Raw genomic sequence first — 22,883 nt, 5'->3', positions numbered from 1 at the left:
CGTCATCTGGAGAAAGATATGACTGCGCTCTACATGATTGTCGGCACCCTGGTGGCGTTGGGTGTTCTGGTCACGTTTCACGAATTCGGCCACTTCTGGGTGGCCCGACGCTGCGGCGTCAAGGTGCTGCGTTTTTCGGTAGGCTTCGGCACGCCGCTGCTGCGCTGGCATGATCGGCAGGGTACCGAGTTCGTGGTGGCAGCGATCCCGCTGGGTGGCTACGTCAAGATGCTCGACGAGCGCGAAGGCGATGTACCGCCTGCGCTGGCCGACCAGTCGTTCAATCGCAAATCCGTGCGTCAGCGCATTGCCATCGTCGCAGCAGGGCCGATTGCCAATTTCCTCTTGGCCATCGTGTTCTTCTGGCTGCTGGCCATGCTCGGCACCCAGCAGATCCGCCCGGTCATCGGTGGGGTCGAGGTAGGCAGCCAGGCAGCCTCGGCAGGCCTGGCCGCTGGTCAGGAAATCGTATCCATCGATGGCAAACCGACCAGCGGTTGGTCAGCGGTCAACCTGCAACTGGTGCGCCGCCTGGGCGAGAGCGGCACCCTGCAGGTGGGCGTGCGCGATGAAGGCGCCAGCGCCGAGCGTCAACTGCAGATCAAGCTGGACCACTGGCTGAAAGGCGCTGACGAACCGGACCCTATCCAGTCCCTGGGCTTGCGCCCCTGGCGCCCGGTGATCGTGCCGGTGCTGGCCGAAATCGAATCGAAAGGGCCGGCCGCAGCGGCGGGCTTGAAGACGGGCGACAAGTTGCTGGCCATCGACGGTGTGGTCGTCACCGAATGGCAGCAGGTGGTCGATGCCGTGCGCGCCCGCCCGCATGCCAAGGTGGTGGTACGTGTGGAGCGCGACGGCGCTGCCCTGGATGTGCCGGTAACCCTGGCGCAGCGGGGCGAGGGTAAGGCCTCGGGCGGCTACCTGGGGGCAGGGGTAAAAGGTGGCGAATGGCCTGCCAACATGCTTCGCGAAGTCAGCTATGGCCCGCTGGAAGCGGTGGGCGAGGGCTTGTCGCGCACCTGGAACATGAGTGTCCTGACCCTCGAGTCGCTGAAGAAAATGCTGTTCGGAGAGCTCTCGGTAAAAAACTTGAGCGGACCGATAACCATTGCTAAAGTGGCGGGCGCTTCAGCCCAGTCCGGCGTGGGGGATTTCCTGAATTTCCTGGCCTACCTGAGCATAAGCCTGGGGGTTCTTAACCTGCTGCCCATTCCAGTACTGGATGGGGGGCATTTGCTGTTTTACCTGGTTGAGTGGGCGCGCGGTCGTCCGCTGTCGGACCGGGTACAAGGTTGGGGGGTCCAGATCGGTATCAGTTTGGTCATAGGGGTGATGTTGCTCGCCCTGATCAACGATCTGGGTCGACTTTAAAAGCTTCGCTCAATTGCGAACCCGCCGTCTATTCGCGGCGGGTTGTTTATTGCCAGTTGGAATAAAAGGACTTCATGAAACGTCTGCTGCTAACTGCGGTCCTCTCCGCACTGATGATCGCTGAAGTTCACGCCGAGTCCTTCACCATCTCCGATATTCGTGTCAACGGCCTGCAGCGGGTATCCGCCGGCAGCGTCTTCGGTGCCTTGCCCCTGAACGTGGGCGACCAGGCCGACGATCGGCGTCTCGTGGACTCGACCCGTTCCCTGTTCAAGACCGGTTTCTTCCAGGACATCCAGCTGAACCGCGATGGCAATGTCCTGATCATCAACGTGGTCGAGCGCCCGTCGGTGTCGAGCATCGAGATCGAAGGCAACAAGGCGATCAGCACCGAAGACCTGATGAAGGGCCTGAAGCAGTCGGGCCTGGCCGAAGGTGAAATCTTCCAGCGCGCCACCCTCGAAGGTGTGCGTAACGAGCTGCAGCGCCAGTACGTGGCCCAGGGCCGCTACTCGGCCGAGGTCGACGCCGAAGTCGTGCCGCAGCCGCGCAACCGCGTCGCGCTGAAAATCAAGATCAACGAAGGCACCGTCGCCGCCATCCAGCACATCAACGTGGTGGGCAACAACGTCTTCGACGACGAAGAGCTGTCGCAGCTGTTCGAGCTGAAAACCACCAACTGGCTGTCGTTCTTCAAGAACGACGACAAGTACGCCCGTGAAAAACTGTCCGGTGACCTGGAGCGTCTGCGTTCCTACTACCTGGACCGCGGCTACATCAACATGGATATCGCCTCTACCCAGGTGTCCATCACGCCAGACAAGAAGCACGTCTACATCACCGTCAACATCAACGAAGGCGAGAAGTACACCGTCCGTGACGTGAAGCTCTCCGGTGACCTCAAGGTCCCTGAAGACCAGGTCAAGTCGCTGCTGCTGGTGCAGCCGGGCCAGGTATTCTCGCGCAAGGTGATGACCACCACGTCCGAGCTGATCACCCGTCGCCTGGGTAACGAAGGCTATACCTTCGCCAACGTCAACGGCGTGCCGCAGCCCAACGATGAAGACCACACCGTCGATATCATGTTCGTGGTCGACCCGGGCAAGCGTGCCTACGTCAACCGCATCAACTATCGCGGCAACACCAAGACCGAAGACGAAGTGCTACGTCGCGAGATGCGCCAGATGGAAGGCGGCTGGGCTTCGACCTACCTGATCGACCAGTCCAAGACCCGTCTTGAGCGTCTGGGCTTCTTCAAGGAAGTCAACGTCGAAACGCCACCGGTGCCTGGCACCGATGACCAGGTCGACGTCAACTACAGCGTCGAAGAACAAGCCTCCGGCTCGATCACCGCCAGCGTCGGTTTTGCCCAGAGCGCCGGCCTGATCCTTGGCGGCTCGATCAGCCAGAGCAACTTCCTGGGTACCGGTAACAAGGTGTCCGTCGGCCTGACCCGTTCCGAGTACCAGACCCGATACAACTTCGGCTTCGTCGACCCCTACTTCACTGCCGACGGCGTCAGCCTGGGCTACAACGCCTTCTACCGCAGCACCGACTACGACGACCTCGATGTCGACGTTGCCAGCTATGCGGTCGACAGCCTTGGCGCCGGCGTCAGCCTGGGTTACCCGATCAGCGAGACCTCGCGCCTGACCTACGGCCTGAGCGTGCAGCAGGACAAGATCAAGACCGGCAAATACACCGTTGACGAGATCTTCAATTTCCTCGAAGAAGAGGGCGATAGCTTCCTCAACTTCAAAGCGTCGATCGGCTGGTCCGAGTCGACCTTGAACAAAGGCGTGTTGGCTACCCGTGGTCACTCCCAAAGTTTGACCCTGGAATCCACCATCCCGGGCAGCGACCTGTCGTTCTACAAGCTCGACTACCGTGGCCAGTTGTTCAAGCCGATCAATAACGACTACACCCTGCGCCTGCACACTGAACTGGGCTATGGTGATGGTTTCGGTGGCACTTCCGGCCTGCCGTTCTACGAGAACTACTACGCGGGTGGCTTCAACTCCGTCCGTGGCTTCAAGGACAGCAGCCTGGGCCCCCGCAGCACGCCGAGTAAGGGTACCAACCCGGGCACTATCGAAGACCCGGATCAGGATCCGCTGCCGTTCGGTGGCAACGTGCTGGTCCAGGGTGGTGTAGAACTGCTGTTCCCGCTGCCGTTCGTCAAAGACCAGCGTTCGCTGCGCACTTCCGTGTTCTGGGACGTGGGTAACGTGTTCGACACCAATTGCGGTTCCAAGCCTGATTGCGCCAAGGTCGGTTTCTCGGACATGGCCAGCTCCGTGGGCCTGGGTGTGACCTGGATTACTGCGCTGGGCCCGTTGAGCTTCAGCCTGGCGATGCCGATCAAGAAACCGGACGACGCCGATACCCAGGTGTTCCAATTCTCTCTGGGCCAGACCTTCTAAGGTCGGCCCTTGCATAACGACAACGGTTTATCCAGGAGTGCATCGTGCGTAAGTTGACTCAACTGGCCATCTTGGCCGCGGCGCTGGTCGCCACCCCGGCTTTCGCCGAAATGAAGGTTGCCGTCCTGAACTATCAGATGGCCCTGCTTGAATCGGATGCCGCCAAGAAGTACGCGGTCGATGCCGAGAAAAAATTCGGCCCGCAACTGACCAAGCTCAAGAGCCTGGAAAGCAGCGCCAAGGGCATCCAGGACCGCCTGATCAAAGGCGGCGACAAGATGCAGCAGCAGGAGCGTGAGCGCCTGGAGCTCGAGTTCAAGCAAAAGGCCCGCGACTTCCAGTTCCAGTCCAAGGAACTGAACGAAGCCAAGGCCGTTGCTGATCGCGACATGCTCAAGCAGCTCAAGCCCAAGCTGGACGGCGCTGTCGAGGAAGTGATCAAGAAGGGCGGTTTCGACCTGGTCCTCGAGCGTGGCGCGGTCATCGATGTCAAACCTCAGTACGACATCACCCGCCAAGTCATCGAGCGCATGAACCAAGCCCGTTGATATGACCTTGACCATGACGCTTGGCCAGCTGGCCGAAGCCCTCGGGGCCACCCTCAAGGGGCCCGAGGCGCTGCAGATTACCGGGCTGGCCACCTTGCAGGAGGCCGGGCCCGGTCAATTGAGCTTCCTCGCCAACCCGCAGTACCGCAAATTCCTGGATAACAGCCAGGCGGCAGCGGTACTGCTAAAGGCTGCGGATGCTGAAGGCTTTGCCGGCAACGCACTGATCGTCGCTGATCCGTACCTGGCCTATGCACGCATTTCCCATCTGTTCGATCCCAAGCCCAAGGCTGTGGCGGGAGTTCATCCCAGCGCCGTGGTAGCAGAAGATGCGCAGGTGGATGCCAGTGCCAGCATCGGCCCGTTCGCGGTCGTCGAGAGCGGTGCGCGGATTGCGGCCAATGTCAGCATCGGTGCTCATTGCGTGGTCGGTGCCCGCTGCGTCATCGGCGAGGGTGGTTGGCTGGCGCCACGGGTCACCCTGTACCATGACGTGACCATCGGCAAGCGTGTCGTCATCCAGTCGGGTGCGGTGATCGGTGGCGAAGGCTTCGGCTTCGCCAACGAGAAGGGCGTGTGGCGCAAGATTGCCCAGATTGGCGGCGTGACCATCGGCGATGATGTGGAAATCGGCGTCAATACGGCCATTGACCGTGGTGCGCTGTCTGACACGCGCATTGCCGACGGGGTCAAACTCGACAACCAGATCCAGATCGCCCATAACGTCCAGATCGGCGAGCACACGGCCATGGCTGCCTGTGTTGGCATTTCCGGCAGCACGCGCATCGGTAAGCACTGCACCATTGCGGGCGGTGTCGGCATGGTGGGCCATATTGACGTCTGTGATAACGTTTTCGTGTCTGGCATGACCATGGTGACCCGATCGATCACCGAACCGGGTGCCTATTCTTCCGGCACTGCCATGCAGCCATTGGCTGACTGGCGCAAGAGCGCCGCGCGTATCCGCCACCTGGACGACATGGCCAAGCGTCTCCAGCAGGTGGAAAAGCGCATCGATACCGTGACCTCAGGTGGCCAGCCGGCATCAGAAGGCTGATACCATTCCCTGAGCAAGAGTGAACAGACGCTAGCTGGCTCCTCTTTGGACTGCAAAAGGAGCGCGTGGTCAGCACCTGCGCTCCCTATTCTTATTACAGGCTTCCCCCCGAAATGATGGACATCAACGAGATTCGCGAATACCTGCCTCACCGTTACCCGTTCCTGCTGGTGGACCGCGTGACGGATCTGGACTTCGAGGCCCAGAGCATTCGTGCCTACAAGAATGTCAGCATCAACGAGCCGTTCTTCAATGGCCATTTCCCGGCCCACCCGATCATGCCGGGCGTTCTGATCATCGAGGCCATGGCCCAGGCGGCCGGTATTCTCGGTTTCAAGATGCTTGATGCCAAGCCGGCTGATGGCACCCTGTACTACTTTGTCGGTTCCGACAAACTGCGTTTCCGTCAGCCGGTATTGCCGGGTGACCAGCTTGTGCTGGAAGCCAAGTTCCTCAGCCGCAAGAGCATGATCTGGAAATTCGAATGCCGCGCCCTGGTCGACGGCAAGCCTGTATGCTCGGCACAGATCACCTGCGCGGAACGCTCCCTATGAATTCGATTGATCCACGGGCCATCATCGACCCATCGGCCAAGCTGGCCGATGGTGTCGAGGTGGGCCCGTGGTCGATCGTAGGCCCCGATGTCGAAATCGGGGAGGGCACCATCATTGGCCCGCATGTGGTGCTCAAAGGGCCGACCCGTATCGGCAAGCACAACCGTATCTACCAGTTTTCCTCGATCGGCGAAGACACCCCTGACCTCAAGTACAAGGGTGAGCCGACCCGTCTGGTGATTGGCGATCACAATGTGATCCGCGAGGGCGTGACCATTCACCGCGGTACCGTTCAGGACCGTGCCGAAACCACCCTGGGCGATCACAACCTGATCATGGCCTATGCGCACATCGGTCACGACAGTGTCATCGGTAATCATTGCATTCTGGTGAACAACACCGCGTTGGCCGGGCATGTGCACGTCGGCGACTGGGCGATTCTGTCCGGGTACACCCTGGTGCACCAGTACTGCCATATCGGTGCTCATGCGTTTTCTGGCATGGGTACGGCGATCGGCAAGGACGTGCCGGCCTTCGTCACGGTGTTCGGCAGCCCGGCCGAAGCCCGAAGCATGAACTTCGAAGGCATGCGCCGCCGGGGTTTCAGCGACGAGGTCATTCATACCCTGCGGCGTTGCTACAAGATCGTCTATCGCCAGGGCCTGACCGTCGAAGATGCAATCAAGGCGCTGGACGAGCCGGCAGCCCAGCACCCCGAGGTCGAGCTGTTCCGTCAGTCGATCCTGAATTCCGCACGCGGCATCACGCGCTGACATGGCCCAGCTTTGCGTAGCCCTGGTCGCGGGTGAGGCCAGCGGCGATATTCTCGGTTCCGGCTTGATGCGCGCCCTCAAGGCCCGCCATCCCGACGTACGGTTCATCGGCGTTGGCGGCCCCTTGATGGAAGCCGAAGGCCTGCAGTCCTACTTCCCCATGGAACGCCTGGCCGTGATGGGCCTGGTCGAAGTGCTGGGGCGCCTGCGCGAGCTGCTCAAGCGCCGTAAACTGCTGATCCAGACGCTGATCGCCGAAAAGCCCGATGTGTTTATCGGTATCGACGCCCCGGATTTCACCCTCAATATCGAATTGAAATTGCGTCAGGCCGGCATCAAGACCGTGCACTACGTCAGCCCTTCCGTGTGGGCCTGGCGGCAGAAGCGCGTGCTGAAGATCCGTGAAGGCTGCGACCTGATGCTGACACTGCTGCCGTTTGAGGCGCGGTTCTACGAAGAGCAGGGTGTGCCGGTGCGCTTTGTCGGCCACCCGCTGGCCGACACCATCCCCCTCGAAGCGGATCGGCAGGCGGCGCGCAGTGAGCTTGGCCTGGGCCATGGCCCGGTGGTTGCACTGATGCCAGGCAGCCGTGGTGGGGAGGTCGGGCGCCTGGGCGCGCTGTTCCTCAATGCGGCCGAGCGCTTGCGCGAGCGGGTGCCAGGTGTGCGCTTCGTGCTGCCGTGTGCCAATGCCGCGCGGCGTGCCCAGGTCGAGCAGATGCTCGAAGGGCGCGAGCTGCCGCTGACCCTGCTCGACGGCCAGTCGCACCAGGCCTTGGCGGCCTGTGATGCGGTGCTGATTGCGTCAGGTACCGCCACCCTGGAGGCCCTGCTGTACAAGCGGCCCATGGTGGTGGCCTACCGCCTGGCGCCGCTGACCTACTGGATTCTCAAGCGCCTGGTGAAAAGCCCCTACGTGTCGTTGCCCAACCTGCTGGCCCAGCGTGCGCTTGTGCCTGAGCTGCTGCAGGATGACGCCACCAGCGAAGCCCTGGCGCAGACCTTGGCCCCCTTGGTGGCCGACGGCAGCCAGCAGACCGAACGTTTCGACGAGATTCACCGCACCCTGCGCCGGGACGCCTCCAACCAGGCGGCCGAGGCGGTGCTGGCTTTGCTCAAGGACCGCTGACATGCAAATAGGACTGGATTTCAACCTGGTCGAAGACCTGGTCGCCGGTGTCGATGAAGTCGGCCGTGGCCCGCTGTGCGGGGCGGTGGTCACCGCTGCCGTGATCCTCGATCCGGCACGGCCGATTCTGGGCCTGAATGATTCGAAGAAGCTCACCGAAGCCAAGCGCGAAGCGTTGTTCGACGAAATCTGCGAAAAGGCACTGAGCTTTTGCATTGCCCGCGCCGAGGTCGACGAAATCGACCGCCTGAACATCCTTCAGGCCACCATGCTGGCGATGCAGCGCGCGGTCGAGGGCCTGCACGTTACGCCCAAGCTGGCACTGATCGACGGCAACCGCTGCCCGAAACTCGCAGTGCCTGCGGCGCCGGTGATCAAGGGCGATAGCCAGGTGCCGGCGATCGCGGCGGCGTCGATCCTGGCCAAGGTGACACGTGACCGGGAGATGAGCGCGTTCGAGCTGATCTACCCCGGTTATGGCATCGGTGGGCACAAGGGCTACCCGACGCCGGTACACCTTGAGGCCCTGGCGCGGCTTGGGCCGACGCCCATTCATCGGCGTTCCTTCGCGCCTGTGCGGGCGGCCTGGGAAGCGCGTGAAGGCGTTGTCGATTCCTTGATTTAGCCTGTCAGTGCCGCTGCGCGGCCCTTCGCGGGGCTGCACAGTAGCCCCAAAATACCCTCGCTTTTGCGCTACAATCCCGCCCTTGTCGTTCTGCTACAGGATCATCCATGTCGGTTCCCTTCGTTCACCTTCGCGTGCACTCCGAATTCTCGCTGGTCGACGGTCTGGTGCGGATCAAGCCGCTGGCCAAGGCGCTGGCGGGGATGAACATGCCGGCGGTGGCGATCACCGACCAGAGCAACATGTGCTCGCTGGTGAAGTTCTACAAGACCGCCATGGGCGCCGGGATCAAGCCGATCTGTGGTGCCGACCTGTGGCTGGCCGGGGCCGACCCGGAAGCACCGTTGTCGCGCATCTGCTTCCTGGCGATGAACCCCACGGGCTACCGCAACCTCACCGAGCTGATTTCGCGGGGCTGGGTCGAAGGCCAGCGCAATGGCCTGGTGATTCTGCAGCGTGAATGGATCGCCCCCGCCAGCGAGGGCCTGATCGCTTTGTCCGCCGGCAAGGAAGGTGACATCGGCGCGGCGCTGCTGGGTGGCAGGGTTGAAGAGGCCGAAGCGCTGCTGCGCGATTGGCTGGGCATGTTCCCCGAGCGCTTCTACGTCGAAGTGCAGCGCACCAACCGCGCGCGCGACGAAGAATACGTGCACGCCGCCGTGGCTCTGGCCGACAAGGTTGGCGCACCGCTGGTGGCGACCAACGATGTGCGCTTCATCAAGCAGGCCGACTACGATGCCCACGAAACCCGTGTCTGCATCGGTGAGGGCTGGACCCTGGACGACCCGCGTCGCCCGCGTAACTACAGCGACCAGCAGTACCTCAAGAGCTCGGACGAAATGGCCGAGCTGTTCAGCGACCTGCCCGACGCCATCGCCAACACCGTCGAAATCGCCAAGCGTTGCAACATCCAGGTGCAGTTGGGCAAGCACTTCCTGCCCGACTTCCCCACGCCCAACGGCATGGGCATCGACGATTATCTGCGCCATGTCTCCCATGAAGGCCTGGAGGAGCGCCTGGCGGTGCTCTGGCCCAAGGAGACCACGCCAGACTATGAAGAAAAGCGCCAGGTCTACCTGGACCGCCTGAAGTTCGAGCTGGATATCATCATCCAGATGGGCTTCCCGGGCTACTTCCTGATCGTTATGGACTTCATCAAGTGGGCCAAGAACAACGGTGTACCGGTGGGCCCGGGCCGGGGTTCGGGTGCCGGTTCGCTGGTCGCCTACGTGCTGAAGATCACCGACCTCGACCCGCTGGCCTACGACCTGCTGTTCGAGCGCTTCCTCAACCCTGAACGTGTATCCATGCCCGACTTCGACGTCGACTTCTGCATGGATGGCCGCGACCGGGTCATTGAATATGTGGCCGATGCCTATGGGCGTAACGCGGTCAGCCAGATCATCACCTTCGGTACCATGGCCGCCAAGGCGGTGGTGCGCGACGTGGCGCGGGTGCAGGGCAAGTCCTACGGCCTGGCCGACCGCCTGTCGAAGATGATCCCCTTCGAAGTCGGCATGACCCTGGAGAAGGCCTACGAGCAGGAAGAAATCCTGCGTGACTTCCTCAAGGGCGACGAAGATGCCCGCGAGATCTGGGACATGGCCCTCAAGCTCGAGGGCGTCACCCGTGGTACCGGCAAACACGCCGGTGGCGTGGTAATCGCCCCGACCAAACTCACCGACTTCTCGCCGATCGCCTGTGACGAAGAAGGCGGCGGCCTGGTGACCCAGTTCGACAAGGACGATGTCGAGGCCGCCGGGCTGGTCAAGTTCGACTTCCTCGGCCTGCGCACACTGACCATCATCAAGTGGGCGATGGAGACGATCAACCGTGAGCAGGCCAAGCAGGGCCTGCCGGACCTGAACATCGACTTCATTCCGCTGGATGACCGCAAGACCTACGAGCTGCTGCAAAAAGCCGAGACCACGGCGGTGTTCCAGCTCGAATCGCGCGGCATGAAGGAGCTGATCAAGAAGCTCAAGCCGGACTGCCTGGAAGACCTTATCGCACTGGTGGCGCTGTTCCGCCCGGGCCCGCTGCAGTCGGGCATGGTGGACGACTTCATCAACCGCAAGCACGGCCGCGCCGAGCTGGCCTACCCGCACCCGGATTACCAGTATGACGGCCTGCAGCCGGTACTGGCGCCCACCTACGGCATCATCCTGTATCAAGAGCAGGTGATGCAGATTGCCCAGGTCATGGCCGGCTATACCCTGGGCGGTGCCGACATGCTGCGTCGTGCCATGGGTAAGAAAAAGCCCGAGGAAATGGCCAAGCAGCGCGGCGGTTTCATCGAAGGTTGCGCCAATAACGGTATTGATGGTGACCTGGCAGGTAACATCTTCGACCTGGTAGAGAAGTTCGCCGGTTACGGTTTCAACAAATCTCACTCTGCCGCCTATGGCCTGGTGTCGTACCAGACCGCCTGGCTCAAGACCCACTACCCGGCGCCGTTCATGGCGGCGGTGTTGTCGGCGGATATGCACAACACCGACAAGGTGGTGGTGCTGATCGAGGAAGTGCGCAGCATGAAGCTGCGCCTCGACGCGCCTGATGTGAACACCTCCGACTTCAAGTTCACCGTCAACGACGATGGCCGTATCGTCTATGGCTTGGGCGCGATCAAGGGTGTGGGCGAGGGGCCGGTCGAAGCCATCGTCGAAGTGCGTGCGCAGGGCGGGCCGTTCAAGGACCTGTTCGATTTCTGTGAGCGCGTCGACCTCAAGCGCGTCAACAAGCGCACCCTCGATGCGCTGATCCGCAGTGGTGCACTGGACCGCCTCGGCCCGTACTTCCATGACGAAATCAAGGCCTACCAGGCCAACATCGACCGCAACCGCGCAACCTTGCTGGCGGCGCTGGAAGAGGCGGTCAAGTCTGCCGAGCAGACCGCACGTACCGCCGACAGTGGCCATGTCGATCTGTTCGGCGGGTTGTTCGTGGAGGCCGATTCGGACGTCTATGCCAACCACCGCAAGGTCCGCGAACTCACCCTCAAAGAGCGCCTCAAAGGCGAGAAGGACACGCTTGGCCTGTACCTCACCGGCCACCCGATTGATGAGTACGAAAGCGAGATTCGCCGTTTCGCCCGCCAGCGCATCATCGACCTGAAGCCGTCCCGTGAGTCGCAGACGATCGCCGGCATGATCATTGCCCTGCGGGTAATGAAGAACAAGAAGGGTGACAAGATGGGTTTCGTCACGCTTGATGACCGCTCTGGGCGTATCGAGGCGTCGCTGTTTGCCGACTCCTTCATGGCTGCCCAGTCACTGTTGCAGAACGATGCCATGGTCGTGGTCGAAGGCGAGGTCAGCAACGATGACTTCTCCGGTGGCCTGCGCCTGCGGGTCAAGCAGGTGATGACCATGGAAGATGCCCGCACGCGTCTGGCCGAAAGCCTGCGCCTGAAAGTCGCCCATGATGCGCTCAAGGGCGACCGCCTGAACTGGCTGGGTGAGCTGATCACCCGGCACCGCGGCGGCTGCCCGATCACCCTGGAGTACACCGGCAGTGACGCCAAGGCCATGCTGCAGTTCGCCGATGAATGGTCGATCGACCCGGCCGACGGCCTGATTCAGGCTCTGCGTGACCAGTTCGGGCGTGAGAACGTCTTCCTGCAATATCGTTGAATCGACGAATTTTAATCTCGACCTGAATGCGCCCGATCCCTTAAGGTAGGGCGCCAAACGGATCAACCGGCCGGCCGCCTGGCCGTAGACCCAAGACGGATGCCTATGAACCCGAATTTCCTCGATTTCGAACAGCCGATTGCCGACCTGCAAGCCAAGATCGAAGGGCTGCGCCTGGTGGGTAACGACAACTCGCTGAACATCAGCGATGAAATTGCCCGTCTGCAAGACAAGAGCAATACCCTGACCGAAAGCATCTTCGGCAACCTGACCAGCTGGCAGATCGCCCGCCTGGCCCGTCACCCGCGTCGTCCATACACCCTGGACTACCTGCAGCACATCTTCACCGAATTCGAAGAGCTGCACGGTGACCGCCACTTCTCCGACGACGCCGCGATCGTGGGCGGTACTGCGCGCCTGGATGGCCAGGCGGTGATGGTCATCGGCCACCAGAAGGGCCGTGAAGTGCGCGAGAAAGTGCGCCGCAACTTCGGCATGCCACGCCCAGAGGGCTACCGCAAGGCGTGCCGCCTGATGGAAATGGCCGAGCGCTTCAAGATGCCGATCCTGACCTTCATCGACACACCGGGCGCCTACCCGGGCATCGACGCCGAAGAGCGCAACCAGAGCGAAGCGATCGCTTGGAACCTGCGCGTCATGGCGCGCCTGAAGACGCCAATCATCGCCACCGTGATCGGTGAGGGTGGTTCAGGCGGTGCGCTGGCCATTGGTGTGTGTGATCAGCTGAACATGCTGCAGTACTCCACCTACTCGGTGATCTCGCCAGAAGGTTGCGCTTCGATCCTGTGGAAGACCGCCGACAAGGCTGCCGATGCCGCCGAGGCCATGGGCATCACGGCCGAGCGCCTGAAGAGCCTGAACATCGTCGACAAGGTGATTCAGGAGCCGCTGGGCGGCGCCCACCGTGACCCGGCGCAGATGGCGGAAAGCATTCGTGCCGACCTTGTGCAGCAGCTGGACATGCTTGGCAAGCTTGATAATGACGCGCTGTTGGCCCGTCGCTACGAGCGTCTGATGAGCTACGGCCTCTGATGCATATTGCTGGGGCCGCTTTGCGGCCCCAGCGATTCCAAGCCGTGTGAGGCCCTCATGCTCAACCTCACCCCCTGGCTTCAAGCCCCCGCCTGGCACATCGCTTTCTCCGGCGGCCTCGACTCCACCGTCCTCCTGCACCTGCTGGCCGATTACGCCCGTACTCACCCAGCGCCTCCTCTGCACGCCATCCATATCCATCATGGCCTACAGCCTGCGGCTGACGCCTGGCCGGCGCACTGCACGCATGTCTGCGCCACGCTAGGCATCCCGCTCAGCGTGATACACGTCCAGGTCGCACCCGGTGCCAGCCTCGAGCAGGCTGCCCGCGATGCCCGTTACGCGGCATTCAAGCAACGGCTCGGCCCCGGTGAAGTGCTATTCACCGGGCAACATCGCGAAGACCAGGCAGAAACCTTGCTCTTTCGTCTGTTGCGCGGCAGCGGCCTGCGCGGTTTGGCCGCGATGCCGGCCCAGCGGGCGCTGGGGCAGGGCACCCTGGCCAGGCCATTGCTGGGGATTGCGCGCCAACAGTTGCAGGCGTATGCCCAAATCCAGAGGTTAAGCTGGATTGAAGACCCCTCTAACAGCGACACCGCCTTTGCCCGCAACTATTTGCGCGGCAAAGTGTTCCCCGTGCTGCAGCAGCGTTGGCCGCAGGCCAGCCAGAACCTGGCCCGTTGCGCCGAGCACCTGGGTGAAGCGCTGGGGCTGCTGGATGAAGTGGCCCAGGCCGATCTGGCCAAGGCCGGGGAGGGCGCTGCTGCGCCCTGGGCGCGGCTGGATTCCCTCGACCTTGCAGTGCTCACGGCGCTGACGCCCGCTCGTCAGCGCAATGCCCTGCAATACTGGCTCAGCGTTCGCACCCGGTTGCCCGACGCGCGTCACTGGGCTGGCTGGGCCGATCTGCGTGATGCCGCAGCCGACGCCCAGCCGGTCTGGCGCCTAGCCGACGGCCGGTTGCTGCGCAGCAACGGCCGTATCTGGTGGTTGAGCGGTGACTGGCTGCAGGCACCGCAAGGCGAGTTCGCCTGGCCCGAGCCCTCTGTGGTGCTGACATTGCCAGGCAACGGCAGTGTGCGGTTGACCGCGCCCCAGCCCCTGGCCGGGCTGTGTATCCGCTATCGCCAGGGCGGTGAAGTGCTTGAACTTGCAGGGCGCGGCCGGCGCGACCTGAAGCGTTTGCTCAACGCGCTGCAGGTGCCGTATTTCGTGCGTGCGCGCCTGCCGTTGCTCTATCAGGGCGAGCGCTTGCTGGCAGTGGCCAATCTGCCCGAACTCGGTCAGGCGGATTGCCAGCTGCATTGGCTGCCTCCGACGAACGCGCAAGGTTTGAGCTGAAGGGTACATTCCGGTAGACTACCCTCCCTTCTTGATACAACTTCTGTGCGTTCCTCGAAAACACAGCAGTTGCCGATTACCACGCAGTTTTTTGCTGGGCTGATTCTGGAAATGACGAGCGAGCTCCATGCCGGGGATACCCTGGTTTGTACAGACGCGGCAGTTTTTCGAGATGCACTGTGATTGACGCAGGTGATCGGGGGCTTCGGCCTTCCTTCGCTTTCTCCGGCGGCGCTGGCCGCCTTAACGCAGACTTCTAGGGTTTTTCATGACGCGCTACATATTCGTCACGGGCGGTGTTGTTTCTTCATTGGGGAAAGGCATTGCCTCGGCTTCCCTGGCGGCCATCCTGGAAGCGCGGGGGCTCAAGGTCACCATGCTCAAGCTGGATCCGTACATCAACGTCGATCCTGGCACCATGAGTCCGTTCCAGCACGGTGAAGTCTTCGTCACCCATGATGGCGCCGAGACTGACCTTGACCTGGGCCACTACGAGCGGTTCATCCGCACGACCATGACCCAGAACAACAACTTCACCACTGGCCGCATCTACGAGCACGTGCTGCGCAAAGAGCGTCGTGGTGACTACCTGGGCGCGACCATCCAGGTCATCCCGCACATCACTGACGAGATCAAGCGTCGCATCATCAAGGGTGCCGGCGATGCCGACGTGGCCCTGGTGGAAATCGGCGGTACCGTCGGCGACATCGAGTCGCAGCCGTTCCTCGAGGCCATCCGCCAGTTGCGTTTCGAAGTCGGCGCCAAGCGCGCGATGCTGATGCACCTGACGCTGGTTCCGTACATCGCCACTGCTGGCGAGACCAAGACCAAGCCTACCCAGCACTCGGTCAAGGAGCTGCGCTCCATCGGCCTGCAGCCTGACGTGCTGGTATGCCGCTCCGATCACCCGATCGACAGCTCGTCGCGTCGCAAGATCGCCCAGTTCACCAACGTTGAAGAGCGTGCGGTGATTGCGCTGGAAGACGCCGATACCATCTACAAGATCCCAGGCATCCTGCATGCTCAGGGCCTGGATGATTTCGTCACCGAGCGCTTCGGCCTGCAGTGCAACAGCGCCGACCTGTCCGAGTGGGACAAAGTGGTCGACGCCAAGCTCAACCCAGAGCACGAAGTGACCATCGCCATGGTCGGCAAGTACATGGAGCTGCTGGATGCGTACAAGTCGCTGATCGAAGCGATGAGCCACGCCGGCATCACCAACCGCACCAAGGTCAACCTGCGCTACATCGACTCCGAAGACATCGAGAACCAGGGCACCAGCCTGCTCGAAGGCGCCGATGCCATCCTGGTACCGGGCGGTTTCGGCCTGCGCGGCGTCGAAGGCAAGATCACTGCGGTGCAATACGCCCGTGAGAACAAGGTGCCGTACCTGGGTATCTGCCTGGGCATGCAGGTTGCCGTGATCGAGTTCGCCCGTAACGTGATGGGCTGGAAAGACGCCAACTCCACCGAGTTCGACCGCAACAGCGGCCACCCGGTCGTCGGCCTGATCACCGAGTGGGCCGATGCCACCGGTGCCGTCGAGACCCGCACCGAAGCGTCCGACCTGGGCGGCACCATGCGCCTGGGCGCACAGGATTGCCAGATCGTCTCGGGTTCCAAGGTTCACGACTGCTACGGCAAGGACGTGATTACCGAGCGTCACCGTCACCGCTACGAAGTGAACAACAACCTGCTGCCACAGCTGCTCGACGCTGGCCTGGTGGTCTCCGGTCGTTCCGAAGACGGCGCGCTGGTGGAAGTGGTCGAGTCCAAGGACCACCCATGGTTCGTCGCCTGCCAGTTCCACCCGGAGTTCACCTCGACCCCGCGTGACGGCCACCCGCTGTTCAGTGGCTTCGTCAAGGCAGCCCTGGCTCAGAAGAACAAGGCCTGATCAATGACCCAGAAGATCATTCGCGTCGGTAACATCGAGATCGCCAACGACAAGCCGTTCGTCCTGTTCGGCGGCATGAACGTTCTGGAGTCCCGTGACCTGGCCCTGAAGGTCTGCGAAGAGTACGTGCGGGTGACCGAGAAGCTCGGTATTCCGTACGTGTTCAAGGCCAGCTTCGACAAGGCCAACCGTTCGTCTGTGGCGTCCTACCGTGGCCCGGGCATGGAAGAGGGGCTGAAGATCTTCGAAGAGATCAAACGCACCTTCAACGTGCCGGTAATCACCGACGTGCACGAGCCCTACCAGGCCGAGCCGGTGGCCAAGGTCTGCGACATCATCCAGTTGCCGGCCTTCCTGTCGCGCCAAACCGACCTGGTGGTGGCCATGGCCAAGACCGGCGCGGTGATCAACATCAAGAAGGCCCAGTTTCTCGCACCCCAGGAGATGAAACACATCCTGGCCAAGTGCGAAGAGGCCGGTAACGATCAGTTGATCCTCTGCGAGCGGGGTTCGAGCTTCGGCTACAACAACCTGGTAGTGGACATGCTCGGCTTCGGTGTCATGAAGCAGTTCGAGTACCCGGTATTCTTCGATGTGACCCACGCCCTGCAAATGCCGGGCGGCCGCTCGGACTCTGCCGGTGGCCGCCGCGCCCAGGTCACCGACCTGGCCAAGGCCGGCATGAGCCAGGGCCTGGCTGGTCTGTTCCTCGAGGCCCACCCCGATCCGGACAACGCCAAGTGCGATGGTCCATGCGCCCTGCGCCTGGACAAGCTGGAGCCGTTCCTGGCCCAGCTCAAGCAATTGGACGACCTGGTGAAAAGTTTTCCGACGGTAGAAACCGCGTAAAGCTCATTTCTCGGGTAAAGTACCGCCCGTTCTCTCCCTGACCGTTTGGTCAGGGAGTGCTTTTATCAGGCCTGCCTGCTGCATACCCCGCCTGGTGAAGTGCAAGGATTTCCTAAGCTGCGTTGTTTTCGTCAATTCTGGAGTGCTTACAACAATGGCAAAAATCGTCGACATCAAAGGTCGTGAAGTTCTCGATTCGCGTGGCAACCCCACCGTGGAAGCCGATGTACTGCTCGACAACGGCATCATCGGTAGCGCTTGCGCGCCGTCCGGTGCTTCCACCGGCTCGCGCGAAGCGCTGGAGCTGCGTGATGGCGACAAGAGCCGTTACCTGGGCAAGGGCGTGCTGAAGGCCGTCGCCAACATCAACGGCCCGATCCGCGACCTGCTGCTGGGCAAGGACCCTTCCGACCAGAAGGCTCTGGACCGCGCCATGATCGACCTGGACGGTACCGAGAACAAAGCCAAGCTGGGCGCCAACGCCATCCTGGCTGTTTCCCTGGCTGCCGCCAAGGCCGCTGCCCAGGACCAGGACCTGCCGCTGTATGCGCACATCGCCAACCTGAACGGCACCCCGGGCCAGTACTCGATGCCGGTTCCGATGATGAACATCATCAATGGCGGCGAGCACGCCGACAACAACGTCGATATCCAGGAGTTCATGGTGCAGCCGGTTGGCGCCAAGACCTTCTCCGACGGCCTGCGCATGGGCACCGAAATCTTCCATCACCTCAAGGCGGTACTGAAGGCTCGCGGCCTGAACACTGCCGTTGGTGACGAAGGCGGCTTCGCGCCGAACCTGGCTTCCAACGAAGACGCCCTGGCCGCCATCGCTGAAGCCGTGGAAAAAGCAGGCTACAAGCTGGGTACCGACGTGACCCTGGCCCTGGACTGCGCGGCTTCCGAATTCTACGAAGACGGCAAGTACAACCTGTCCGGCGAAGGCAAGTCGTTCGACGCCGAAGGCTTTGCCGACTACCTGAAAGGCCTGACCGAGCGCTTCCCGATCATCTCGATCGAAGACGGCCTGGACGAGTCCGACTGGGCTGGCTGGAAGATCCTCACCGACAAGATCGGCGAGAAGGTGCAACTGGTCGGTGACGACCTGTTCGTGACCAACACCAAGATCCTCAAGGAAGGCATCGAAAAGGGCATCGGTAACTCGATCCTGATCAAGTTCAACCAGATCGGTTCGCTGACCGAAACCCTGGAAGCCATCCAGATGGCCAAGGCTGCCGGCTACACCGCGGTGATCTCGCACCGTTCCGGTGAAACCGAAGACTCGACCATCGCCGACCTGGCCGTGGGTACTGCTGCTGGCCAGATCAAGACCGGTTCGCTGTGCCGTTCCGACCGCGTTTCGAAGTACAACCAACTGCTGCGCATCGAAGAGCAACTGGGTGCCAAGGCGGTTTACCGTGGTCGTACCGAGTTTCGCGGTTAAGCAAGAGATGGTAAAAAGACAGCAGCCGGAGCTGTAGGAACATTCGTACTGAATGTTCCTACACTTCCAACGGGTTTCTGTCGACGAAGCCTGGCCTCGGCCAGGCTTCGTGCTATTCGAGGCCCCGAAGTGAACAGTACGCGGCGGTCTTTTTAACCTGGATACCTTGATGCGCAGTCCCTATTGGTTGTTCCTCGTTCTGCTTCTGCTGTTGGGTGGCCTGCAGTACCGCCTTTGGGTGGGCAACGGCAGCCTGGCGCAAGTGACCGAGCTCAAGCAGCAGATCGCCGAGCAGCATGCCGAAAACGAGCGTCTGCTTGAACGTAACCGCGTGCTTGACGCAGAAGTCCTGGAGTTGAAGAAAGGTATGGAGACCGTGGAAGAACGGGCTCGTCATGAATTGGGGATGGTCAAAGAGGGCGAAACCCTCTTCCAGTTGCCGCAAAAATGACTGATACATTACCGGCCTTCTGGGCCGTGATTCCTGCTGCGGGCGTTGGTGCCCGCATGGCTGCCGACCGCCCCAAGCAGTACCTGGAGCTGGCCGGGCAGACTATTCTCGAGCACAGCCTCGACTGTTTTCTTGGCCACCCCACGCTCAAGGGCGTAGTAGTCAGCATTGCCGAAGATGACTCGTACTGGCCAGGCCTGCGCTGCGCCAGCGATCCGCGCATCCAGCGCGCGGCGGGTGGCCGCGAGCGCGCCGACTCGGTGCTCAACGCCTTGCTGCTGCTGCATGCGCAAGGGGCTTCGGACAACGACTGGGTGCTGGTGCACGATGCTGCGCGGCCGAACCTTGCGCGTACCGACCTGGACAAACTGTTGTCAGCGTTGGCCAATGACCCTGTTGGCGGCCTGTTGGCAGTACCGGCGCGCGATACATTGAAGCGTGCCGATGCTACGGGCCGGGTCACGGCCACCGTAGACCGCAGCACCATCTGGCAGGCCTATACACCGCAGATGTTCCGCCTCGGCGCCTTGCACCGAGCGCTGGCCGAGTGCCTGGTTTCCGATGTGGTGGTCACTGACGAGGCGTCAGCCATCGAATGGTCCGGCCAGGCGCCGCGGCTGATAGAGGGCCGCAGCGACAACATCAAGGTGACCCGGCCGGAAGATTTGGAGTGGTTGCGCCAGCGCTGGGCTGGGCGGCGCTGAAGTCAGCCCAGTCGGTACTCCGGCAACCCCGCCAGCCCTTCTTTCAGGTAATCCACCAATCGCCGAACCTTCGGCGACAGATGCCGTTGCTGTGGGTACAGCGCCCACACTGCCGTATTCGGTGGCTGATGCGCCTCCAGCAGGGATACCAGCGCACCGCTGTTGAGGTGCTCCAGCACGTAATAGTCCGGCAACTGGCACAGGCCCATCCCCAGCAAAGCCGCGTCCAGCACGGCTTGCCCGCTGTTGCAGCGCCAGTTGCCCTGCACCCGCTGGCTGATCTCGCGGCCGTCCTGCAGCAGCGCCCACAGGTCCGAACTGCCAATCAGGCAGTTGTGCCGGGCCAGTTCCGACAGGCTGTGCGGCCGACCGTAGCGCTCCAGATAAGCCGGCGAGGCGCACAGGAACATGCGCCGCGGTGCCAGGCGGGCGGCAACCAGCCTGGAGTCGGCCAGCCGGCCGAGGCGAATGGCCAGGTCCATGCCTTCATGCAGCAGGTCCAGCGTGCGGTTGCTCAGTTCCACGTCAACCCGCAGTTGTGGGTACTGCGCCATGAAGCGCGTCACCAGTGGCACGATGAAACGCTCGCCATAGGCCACTGCACAGGTCATGCGCAGCAAGCCCTTGGGTTCGCTGGCCAGGTCGCCCATCGCGCGCAGGGCTTCTTCACGGCCATCCTGCAGGCGTTGGCAGTGCTGCAGGAACGTCTGCCCGGCTTCGCTCAAGGTGACGCGTCGGGTGCTGCGGTACAGCAGGCGCGTCTGCAGGCGCTCCTCCAGCCGCGCGATCTGACGGCTGATATGCGAGGACGACACACCCAGGCGCTCAGCTGCGGCGGTGAACTGGCCAGACTCGGCCACCGCAACGAATTCGTCGATGCCTTCCCAGCGGCTGCTCATTGATTATCCCTGCATGGCAATAATGTTTTGTCTTTGCCTGGATTATTCATCAAAAAAGCATGAATTACACTGCGAGACTGAACTGACCTTCTGTCTGGAGACCTTTGATGATCAAGTCCCGTGCTGCCGTAGCCTTCGAAGCCAAGAAACCCCTGGAAATCGTCGAAGTGGACGTGGCCATGCCCAAGGCTGGCGAAGTGCTGCTGCGCGTGGTTGCCAGCGGTGTCTGCCACACCGACGCCTACACCCTGTCCGGTGCTGACCCTGAAGGGATCTTCCCCTCGATCCTTGGCCACGAAGGTGGCGCGATCGTCGAGGCGGTGGGCGAGGGCGTGACCTCGGTGGCCGTGGGCGATCATGTCATTCCGCTCTACACCCCGGAGTGCGGCCAGTGCAAATTCTGCCGTTCGGGCAAGACCAACCTGTGCCAAGCCATTCGCGCCACCCAGGGCAAGGGCCTGATGCCTGACGGCACCACGCGCTTCTCCTACAAAGGCCAGCAGCTGTTCCACTACATGGGCACGTCGACCTTCTCCGAGTACACCGTGCTGCCGGAAATTTCCGTGGCCAAGATCCAGAAGGAAGCCCCGCTGGAGAAGGTCTGCCTGCTCGGTTGCGGCGTCACCACCGGTATCGGTGCCGTGCTCAACACCGCCAAGGTCAAGCCCGGTGATACCGTAGCCATCTTCGGCCTTGGCGGCATCGGCCTGTCGGCGATCATTGGCGCAGTCAAGGCCAAGGCCTCGCGCATCATCGCCATCGACATCAACCCGGCCAAGTTCGAAATCGCCCGCCAGTTGGGTGCCACCGACTGCATCAACCCGAAAGAGTACGACCGCCCGATCCAGGAAGTGATCGTCGACCTCACCGACGGCGGCGTGGACTTCTCCTTCGAGTGCATCGGTAATGTGCAACTGATGCGCGCGGCCCTGGAGTGCTGCCACAAGGGCTGGGGCGAGTCGGTCATTATCGGTGTTGCCGGTGCCGGCCAGGAAATCGCCACCCGTCCGTTCCAACTGGTGACCGGTCGCGTCTGGCGCGGTTCGGCGTTCGGTGGCGTGCGCGGGCGCAGCGAGCTGCCAAGCTACGTCGACATGGCCGAGAAGGGCGAGATCCCGCTGGATACGTTCATCACCCACACCATGGGCCTGGAAGACATCAACAAGGCCTTCGACCTGATGCATGAAGGCAAGAGCATCCGTAGCGTGATCCACTTCTGAGGTCTGCCATGAGCCTGGACAACATCTCTTGCCAGAAGAGCTTCGGCGGCTGGCACAAGCGGTACCGTCATCACTCCAAGGTGCTCGGCTGCGACATGGTGTTTGCCGTGTACCTGCCGCCACAGGCCGAACAGGGCGCGAAGCTGCCGGTGCTGTACTGGCTCAGCGGCCTGACCTGCACCGACGAGAACTTCATGCAGAAGGCCGGCGCCCAGCGCCTGGCTGCCGAGCTTGGGCTGATCATCGTCGCACCCGACACCAGCCCGCGCGGCGAGCAGGTGCCCGGCGACCCCGACGGCGCGTGGGACTTTGGCCTGGGGGCCGGCTTCTACCTCAATGCCACCCAGCAACCCTGGGCGCAGCATTACCGCATGCATGACTACGTGGTGGAGGAGCTGCCAGCCCTGATCGAGGCGCACTTCCCGGCGTCCGACCAGCGCAGCATCAGTGGCCACTCGATGGGGGGGCATGGCGCATTGGTGTGTGCCTTGCGCAACCCGGGGCGCTACCGCTCGGTATCGGCGTTTTCGCCGATCAGCAACCCGATGGATTGCCCGTGGGGCGAAAAGGCCTTCAGCCGCTTCCTGGGTGACGATCGTGCACGCTGGCGCGAGTGGGATGCCAGTGTGCTGCTGGCGGAAACGCCTGCAGGCAGCTGCCCACCGTTGCTGGTGGATCAGGGCGACCGTGACGACTTCCTCGAGAAGCAGCTCAAGCCCGAGGCGCTGGAGCAAGCGGCGCGCAAAGGTGGGCATGAGCTGACCCTGCGTCTGCAGCCTGGCTATGACCACAGCTACTACTTCATCGCCAGCTTCATCGACACGCACTTGCGCCATCACGCGGCGGCACTGGGGCGGGTATAAGCGCAGCCCCAATACGGCACAAAGCAGGTAGAATCACGCCCTGACTCAAT

The 22,883-nt window shown here is 62.2% G+C and carries 19 protein-coding genes; 18 read left to right on the top strand and 1 reads right to left on the bottom strand.

The features are described from left to right. Positions 1 to 18: 18 nt before the first annotated feature. The 16 genes from rseP to ispD all read left to right on the top strand — a co-directional run bounded on the left by rseP (position 19) and on the right by ispD (position 19,851). On the top strand, positions 19 to 1,371 hold the full coding sequence (rseP, locus tag PC358_RS15160) for an RIP metalloprotease RseP (RefSeq protein WP_033700879.1): 1,353 nt from the start codon (positions 19 to 21) through the stop codon (positions 1,369 to 1,371). A gap of 74 nt (positions 1,372 to 1,445) precedes the next feature. Next, positions 1,446 to 3,794, top strand: a complete 2,349-nt coding sequence (bamA, locus tag PC358_RS15155) for an outer membrane protein assembly factor BamA (protein WP_033700878.1) — start codon at positions 1,446 to 1,448, stop codon at positions 3,792 to 3,794. Positions 3,795 to 3,838: 44 nt separating this feature from the next. Further along, the gene (locus tag PC358_RS15150) at positions 3,839 to 4,342 is read left to right on the top strand and encodes an OmpH/Skp family outer membrane protein (protein ID WP_027595800.1); all 504 of its coding nucleotides are present in this window, start codon (positions 3,839 to 3,841) and stop codon (positions 4,340 to 4,342) included. Between the two features lies 1 nt (position 4,343). Beyond that, entirely contained in the window at positions 4,344 to 5,399 is a 1,056-nt protein-coding gene (lpxD, locus tag PC358_RS15145) for a UDP-3-O-(3-hydroxymyristoyl)glucosamine N-acyltransferase (RefSeq protein ID WP_033700876.1), read from the top strand. A gap of 113 nt (positions 5,400 to 5,512) precedes the next feature. Next, the gene (gene fabZ / locus PC358_RS15140) at positions 5,513 to 5,953 is read left to right on the top strand and encodes a 3-hydroxyacyl-ACP dehydratase FabZ (RefSeq protein WP_008094893.1); all 441 of its coding nucleotides are present in this window, start codon (positions 5,513 to 5,515) and stop codon (positions 5,951 to 5,953) included. Beyond that, positions 5,950 to 6,726, top strand: a complete 777-nt coding sequence (lpxA, locus tag PC358_RS15135; protein ID WP_033700874.1) for an acyl-ACP--UDP-N-acetylglucosamine O-acyltransferase — start codon at positions 5,950 to 5,952, stop codon at positions 6,724 to 6,726. The genes fabZ and lpxA overlap by 4 nt, the downstream gene beginning before the upstream one ends. A gap of 1 nt (position 6,727) precedes the next feature. Further along, entirely contained in the window at positions 6,728 to 7,855 is a 1,128-nt protein-coding gene (gene lpxB / locus PC358_RS15130) for a lipid-A-disaccharide synthase (protein WP_033700873.1), read from the top strand. Between the two features lies 1 nt (position 7,856). Further along, a complete protein-coding gene (gene rnhB, locus PC358_RS15125) occupies positions 7,857 to 8,480 on the top strand; it encodes a ribonuclease HII (protein WP_033700872.1) in 624 nt (207 codons plus the stop codon). A gap of 107 nt (positions 8,481 to 8,587) precedes the next feature. After that, positions 8,588 to 12,112 (top strand): DNA polymerase III subunit alpha, encoded by a 3,525-nt coding sequence (gene dnaE, locus PC358_RS15120; RefSeq protein ID WP_033700870.1) that lies wholly within the window; start codon positions 8,588 to 8,590, stop codon positions 12,110 to 12,112. 105 nt (positions 12,113 to 12,217) lie between these two features. Continuing rightward, a complete protein-coding gene (locus PC358_RS15115; protein WP_033700869.1) occupies positions 12,218 to 13,165 on the top strand; it encodes an acetyl-CoA carboxylase carboxyltransferase subunit alpha in 948 nt (315 codons plus the stop codon). A gap of 57 nt (positions 13,166 to 13,222) precedes the next feature. Beyond that, positions 13,223 to 14,506: a tRNA lysidine(34) synthetase TilS gene (gene tilS, locus PC358_RS15110; protein WP_033700867.1), complete on the top strand. Its 1,284-nt coding sequence runs from the start codon at positions 13,223 to 13,225 to the stop codon at positions 14,504 to 14,506. Positions 14,507 to 14,774: 268 nt separating this feature from the next. Continuing rightward, complete coding sequence (locus PC358_RS15105) at positions 14,775 to 16,403, top strand: CTP synthase (protein ID WP_033700866.1); 1,629 nt, start codon at positions 14,775 to 14,777, stop codon at positions 16,401 to 16,403. Positions 16,404 to 16,406: 3 nt separating this feature from the next. Next, positions 16,407 to 17,252, top strand: coding sequence for a 3-deoxy-8-phosphooctulonate synthase (gene kdsA / locus PC358_RS15100; RefSeq protein ID WP_033700864.1), 846 nt, complete (start codon positions 16,407 to 16,409; stop codon positions 17,250 to 17,252). Between the two features lie 154 nt (positions 17,253 to 17,406). Further along, on the top strand, positions 17,407 to 18,696 hold the full coding sequence (eno, locus tag PC358_RS15095; protein WP_033700863.1) for a phosphopyruvate hydratase: 1,290 nt from the start codon (positions 17,407 to 17,409) through the stop codon (positions 18,694 to 18,696). Positions 18,697 to 18,865: 169 nt separating this feature from the next. Next, entirely contained in the window at positions 18,866 to 19,147 is a 282-nt protein-coding gene (gene ftsB / locus PC358_RS15090; protein WP_004375443.1) for a cell division protein FtsB, read from the top strand. Then, entirely contained in the window at positions 19,144 to 19,851 is a 708-nt protein-coding gene (ispD, locus tag PC358_RS15085; protein WP_033700862.1) for a 2-C-methyl-D-erythritol 4-phosphate cytidylyltransferase, read from the top strand. The genes ftsB and ispD overlap by 4 nt, the downstream gene beginning before the upstream one ends. A 2-nt stretch (positions 19,852 to 19,853) precedes the next feature. Here the strand turns inward: ispD and PC358_RS15080 are convergent, their stop codons facing one another. Then, entirely contained in the window at positions 19,854 to 20,750 is an 897-nt protein-coding gene (locus tag PC358_RS15080) for a LysR substrate-binding domain-containing protein (protein WP_033700861.1), read from the bottom strand. A gap of 107 nt (positions 20,751 to 20,857) precedes the next feature. Here PC358_RS15080 and PC358_RS15075 point away from each other — a divergent pair, with 107 nt between their 5' ends. Together PC358_RS15075 and fghA are read left to right on the top strand one after the other, a co-directional pair. Continuing rightward, positions 20,858 to 21,970 (top strand): S-(hydroxymethyl)glutathione dehydrogenase/class III alcohol dehydrogenase, encoded by a 1,113-nt coding sequence (locus PC358_RS15075; RefSeq protein ID WP_033700860.1) that lies wholly within the window; start codon positions 20,858 to 20,860, stop codon positions 21,968 to 21,970. Positions 21,971 to 21,978: 8 nt separating this feature from the next. Beyond that, entirely contained in the window at positions 21,979 to 22,833 is an 855-nt protein-coding gene (fghA, locus tag PC358_RS15070) for an S-formylglutathione hydrolase (protein ID WP_033700859.1), read from the top strand. The last annotated feature ends 50 nt before the right edge of the window (positions 22,834 to 22,883 follow it).

This window comes from Pseudomonas capeferrum (genome assembly GCF_000731675.1).
GTDB classification, from domain to species: Bacteria; Pseudomonadota; Gammaproteobacteria; order Pseudomonadales; family Pseudomonadaceae; genus Aquipseudomonas; species Aquipseudomonas capeferrum.
Note: the sequence above shows the minus strand (reverse complement) of the source record. Positions and strands in the feature narration are given on the sequence as shown.

What these genes read in the sequence shown, in the direction of transcription:
- tilS (WP_033700867.1), top strand. Translation starts at nt 13,223, where the DNA reads ATGCTCAACCTCACCCCCTGGCTTCAAGCCCCCGCCTGGCACATCGCT.
- PC358_RS15075 (WP_033700860.1), top strand. Translation starts at nt 20,858, where the DNA reads ATGATCAAGTCCCGTGCTGCCGTAGCCTTCGAAGCCAAGAAACCCCTG.
- eno (WP_033700863.1), top strand. Translation starts at nt 17,407, where the DNA reads ATGGCAAAAATCGTCGACATCAAAGGTCGTGAAGTTCTCGATTCGCGT.
- kdsA (WP_033700864.1), top strand. Translation starts at nt 16,407, where the DNA reads ATGACCCAGAAGATCATTCGCGTCGGTAACATCGAGATCGCCAACGAC.
- dnaE (WP_033700870.1), top strand. Translation starts at nt 8,588, where the DNA reads ATGTCGGTTCCCTTCGTTCACCTTCGCGTGCACTCCGAATTCTCGCTG.
- ftsB (WP_004375443.1), top strand. Translation starts at nt 18,866, where the DNA reads ATGCGCAGTCCCTATTGGTTGTTCCTCGTTCTGCTTCTGCTGTTGGGT.
- lpxB (WP_033700873.1), top strand. Translation starts at nt 6,728, where the DNA reads ATGGCCCAGCTTTGCGTAGCCCTGGTCGCGGGTGAGGCCAGCGGCGAT.
- PC358_RS15080 (WP_033700861.1), bottom strand. Translation starts at nt 20,750, where the DNA reads ATGAGCAGCCGCTGGGAAGGCATCGACGAATTCGTTGCGGTGGCCGAG.
- fabZ (WP_008094893.1), top strand. Translation starts at nt 5,513, where the DNA reads ATGATGGACATCAACGAGATTCGCGAATACCTGCCTCACCGTTACCCG.
- PC358_RS15115 (WP_033700869.1), top strand. Translation starts at nt 12,218, where the DNA reads ATGAACCCGAATTTCCTCGATTTCGAACAGCCGATTGCCGACCTGCAA.
- bamA (WP_033700878.1), top strand. Translation starts at nt 1,446, where the DNA reads ATGAAACGTCTGCTGCTAACTGCGGTCCTCTCCGCACTGATGATCGCT.
- PC358_RS15105 (WP_033700866.1), top strand. Translation starts at nt 14,775, where the DNA reads ATGACGCGCTACATATTCGTCACGGGCGGTGTTGTTTCTTCATTGGGG.
- fghA (WP_033700859.1), top strand. Translation starts at nt 21,979, where the DNA reads ATGAGCCTGGACAACATCTCTTGCCAGAAGAGCTTCGGCGGCTGGCAC.
- rnhB (WP_033700872.1), top strand. Translation starts at nt 7,857, where the DNA reads ATGCAAATAGGACTGGATTTCAACCTGGTCGAAGACCTGGTCGCCGGT.
- lpxA (WP_033700874.1), top strand. Translation starts at nt 5,950, where the DNA reads ATGAATTCGATTGATCCACGGGCCATCATCGACCCATCGGCCAAGCTG.
- ispD (WP_033700862.1), top strand. Translation starts at nt 19,144, where the DNA reads ATGACTGATACATTACCGGCCTTCTGGGCCGTGATTCCTGCTGCGGGC.
- rseP (WP_033700879.1), top strand. Translation starts at nt 19, where the DNA reads ATGACTGCGCTCTACATGATTGTCGGCACCCTGGTGGCGTTGGGTGTT.
- lpxD (WP_033700876.1), top strand. Translation starts at nt 4,344, where the DNA reads ATGACCTTGACCATGACGCTTGGCCAGCTGGCCGAAGCCCTCGGGGCC.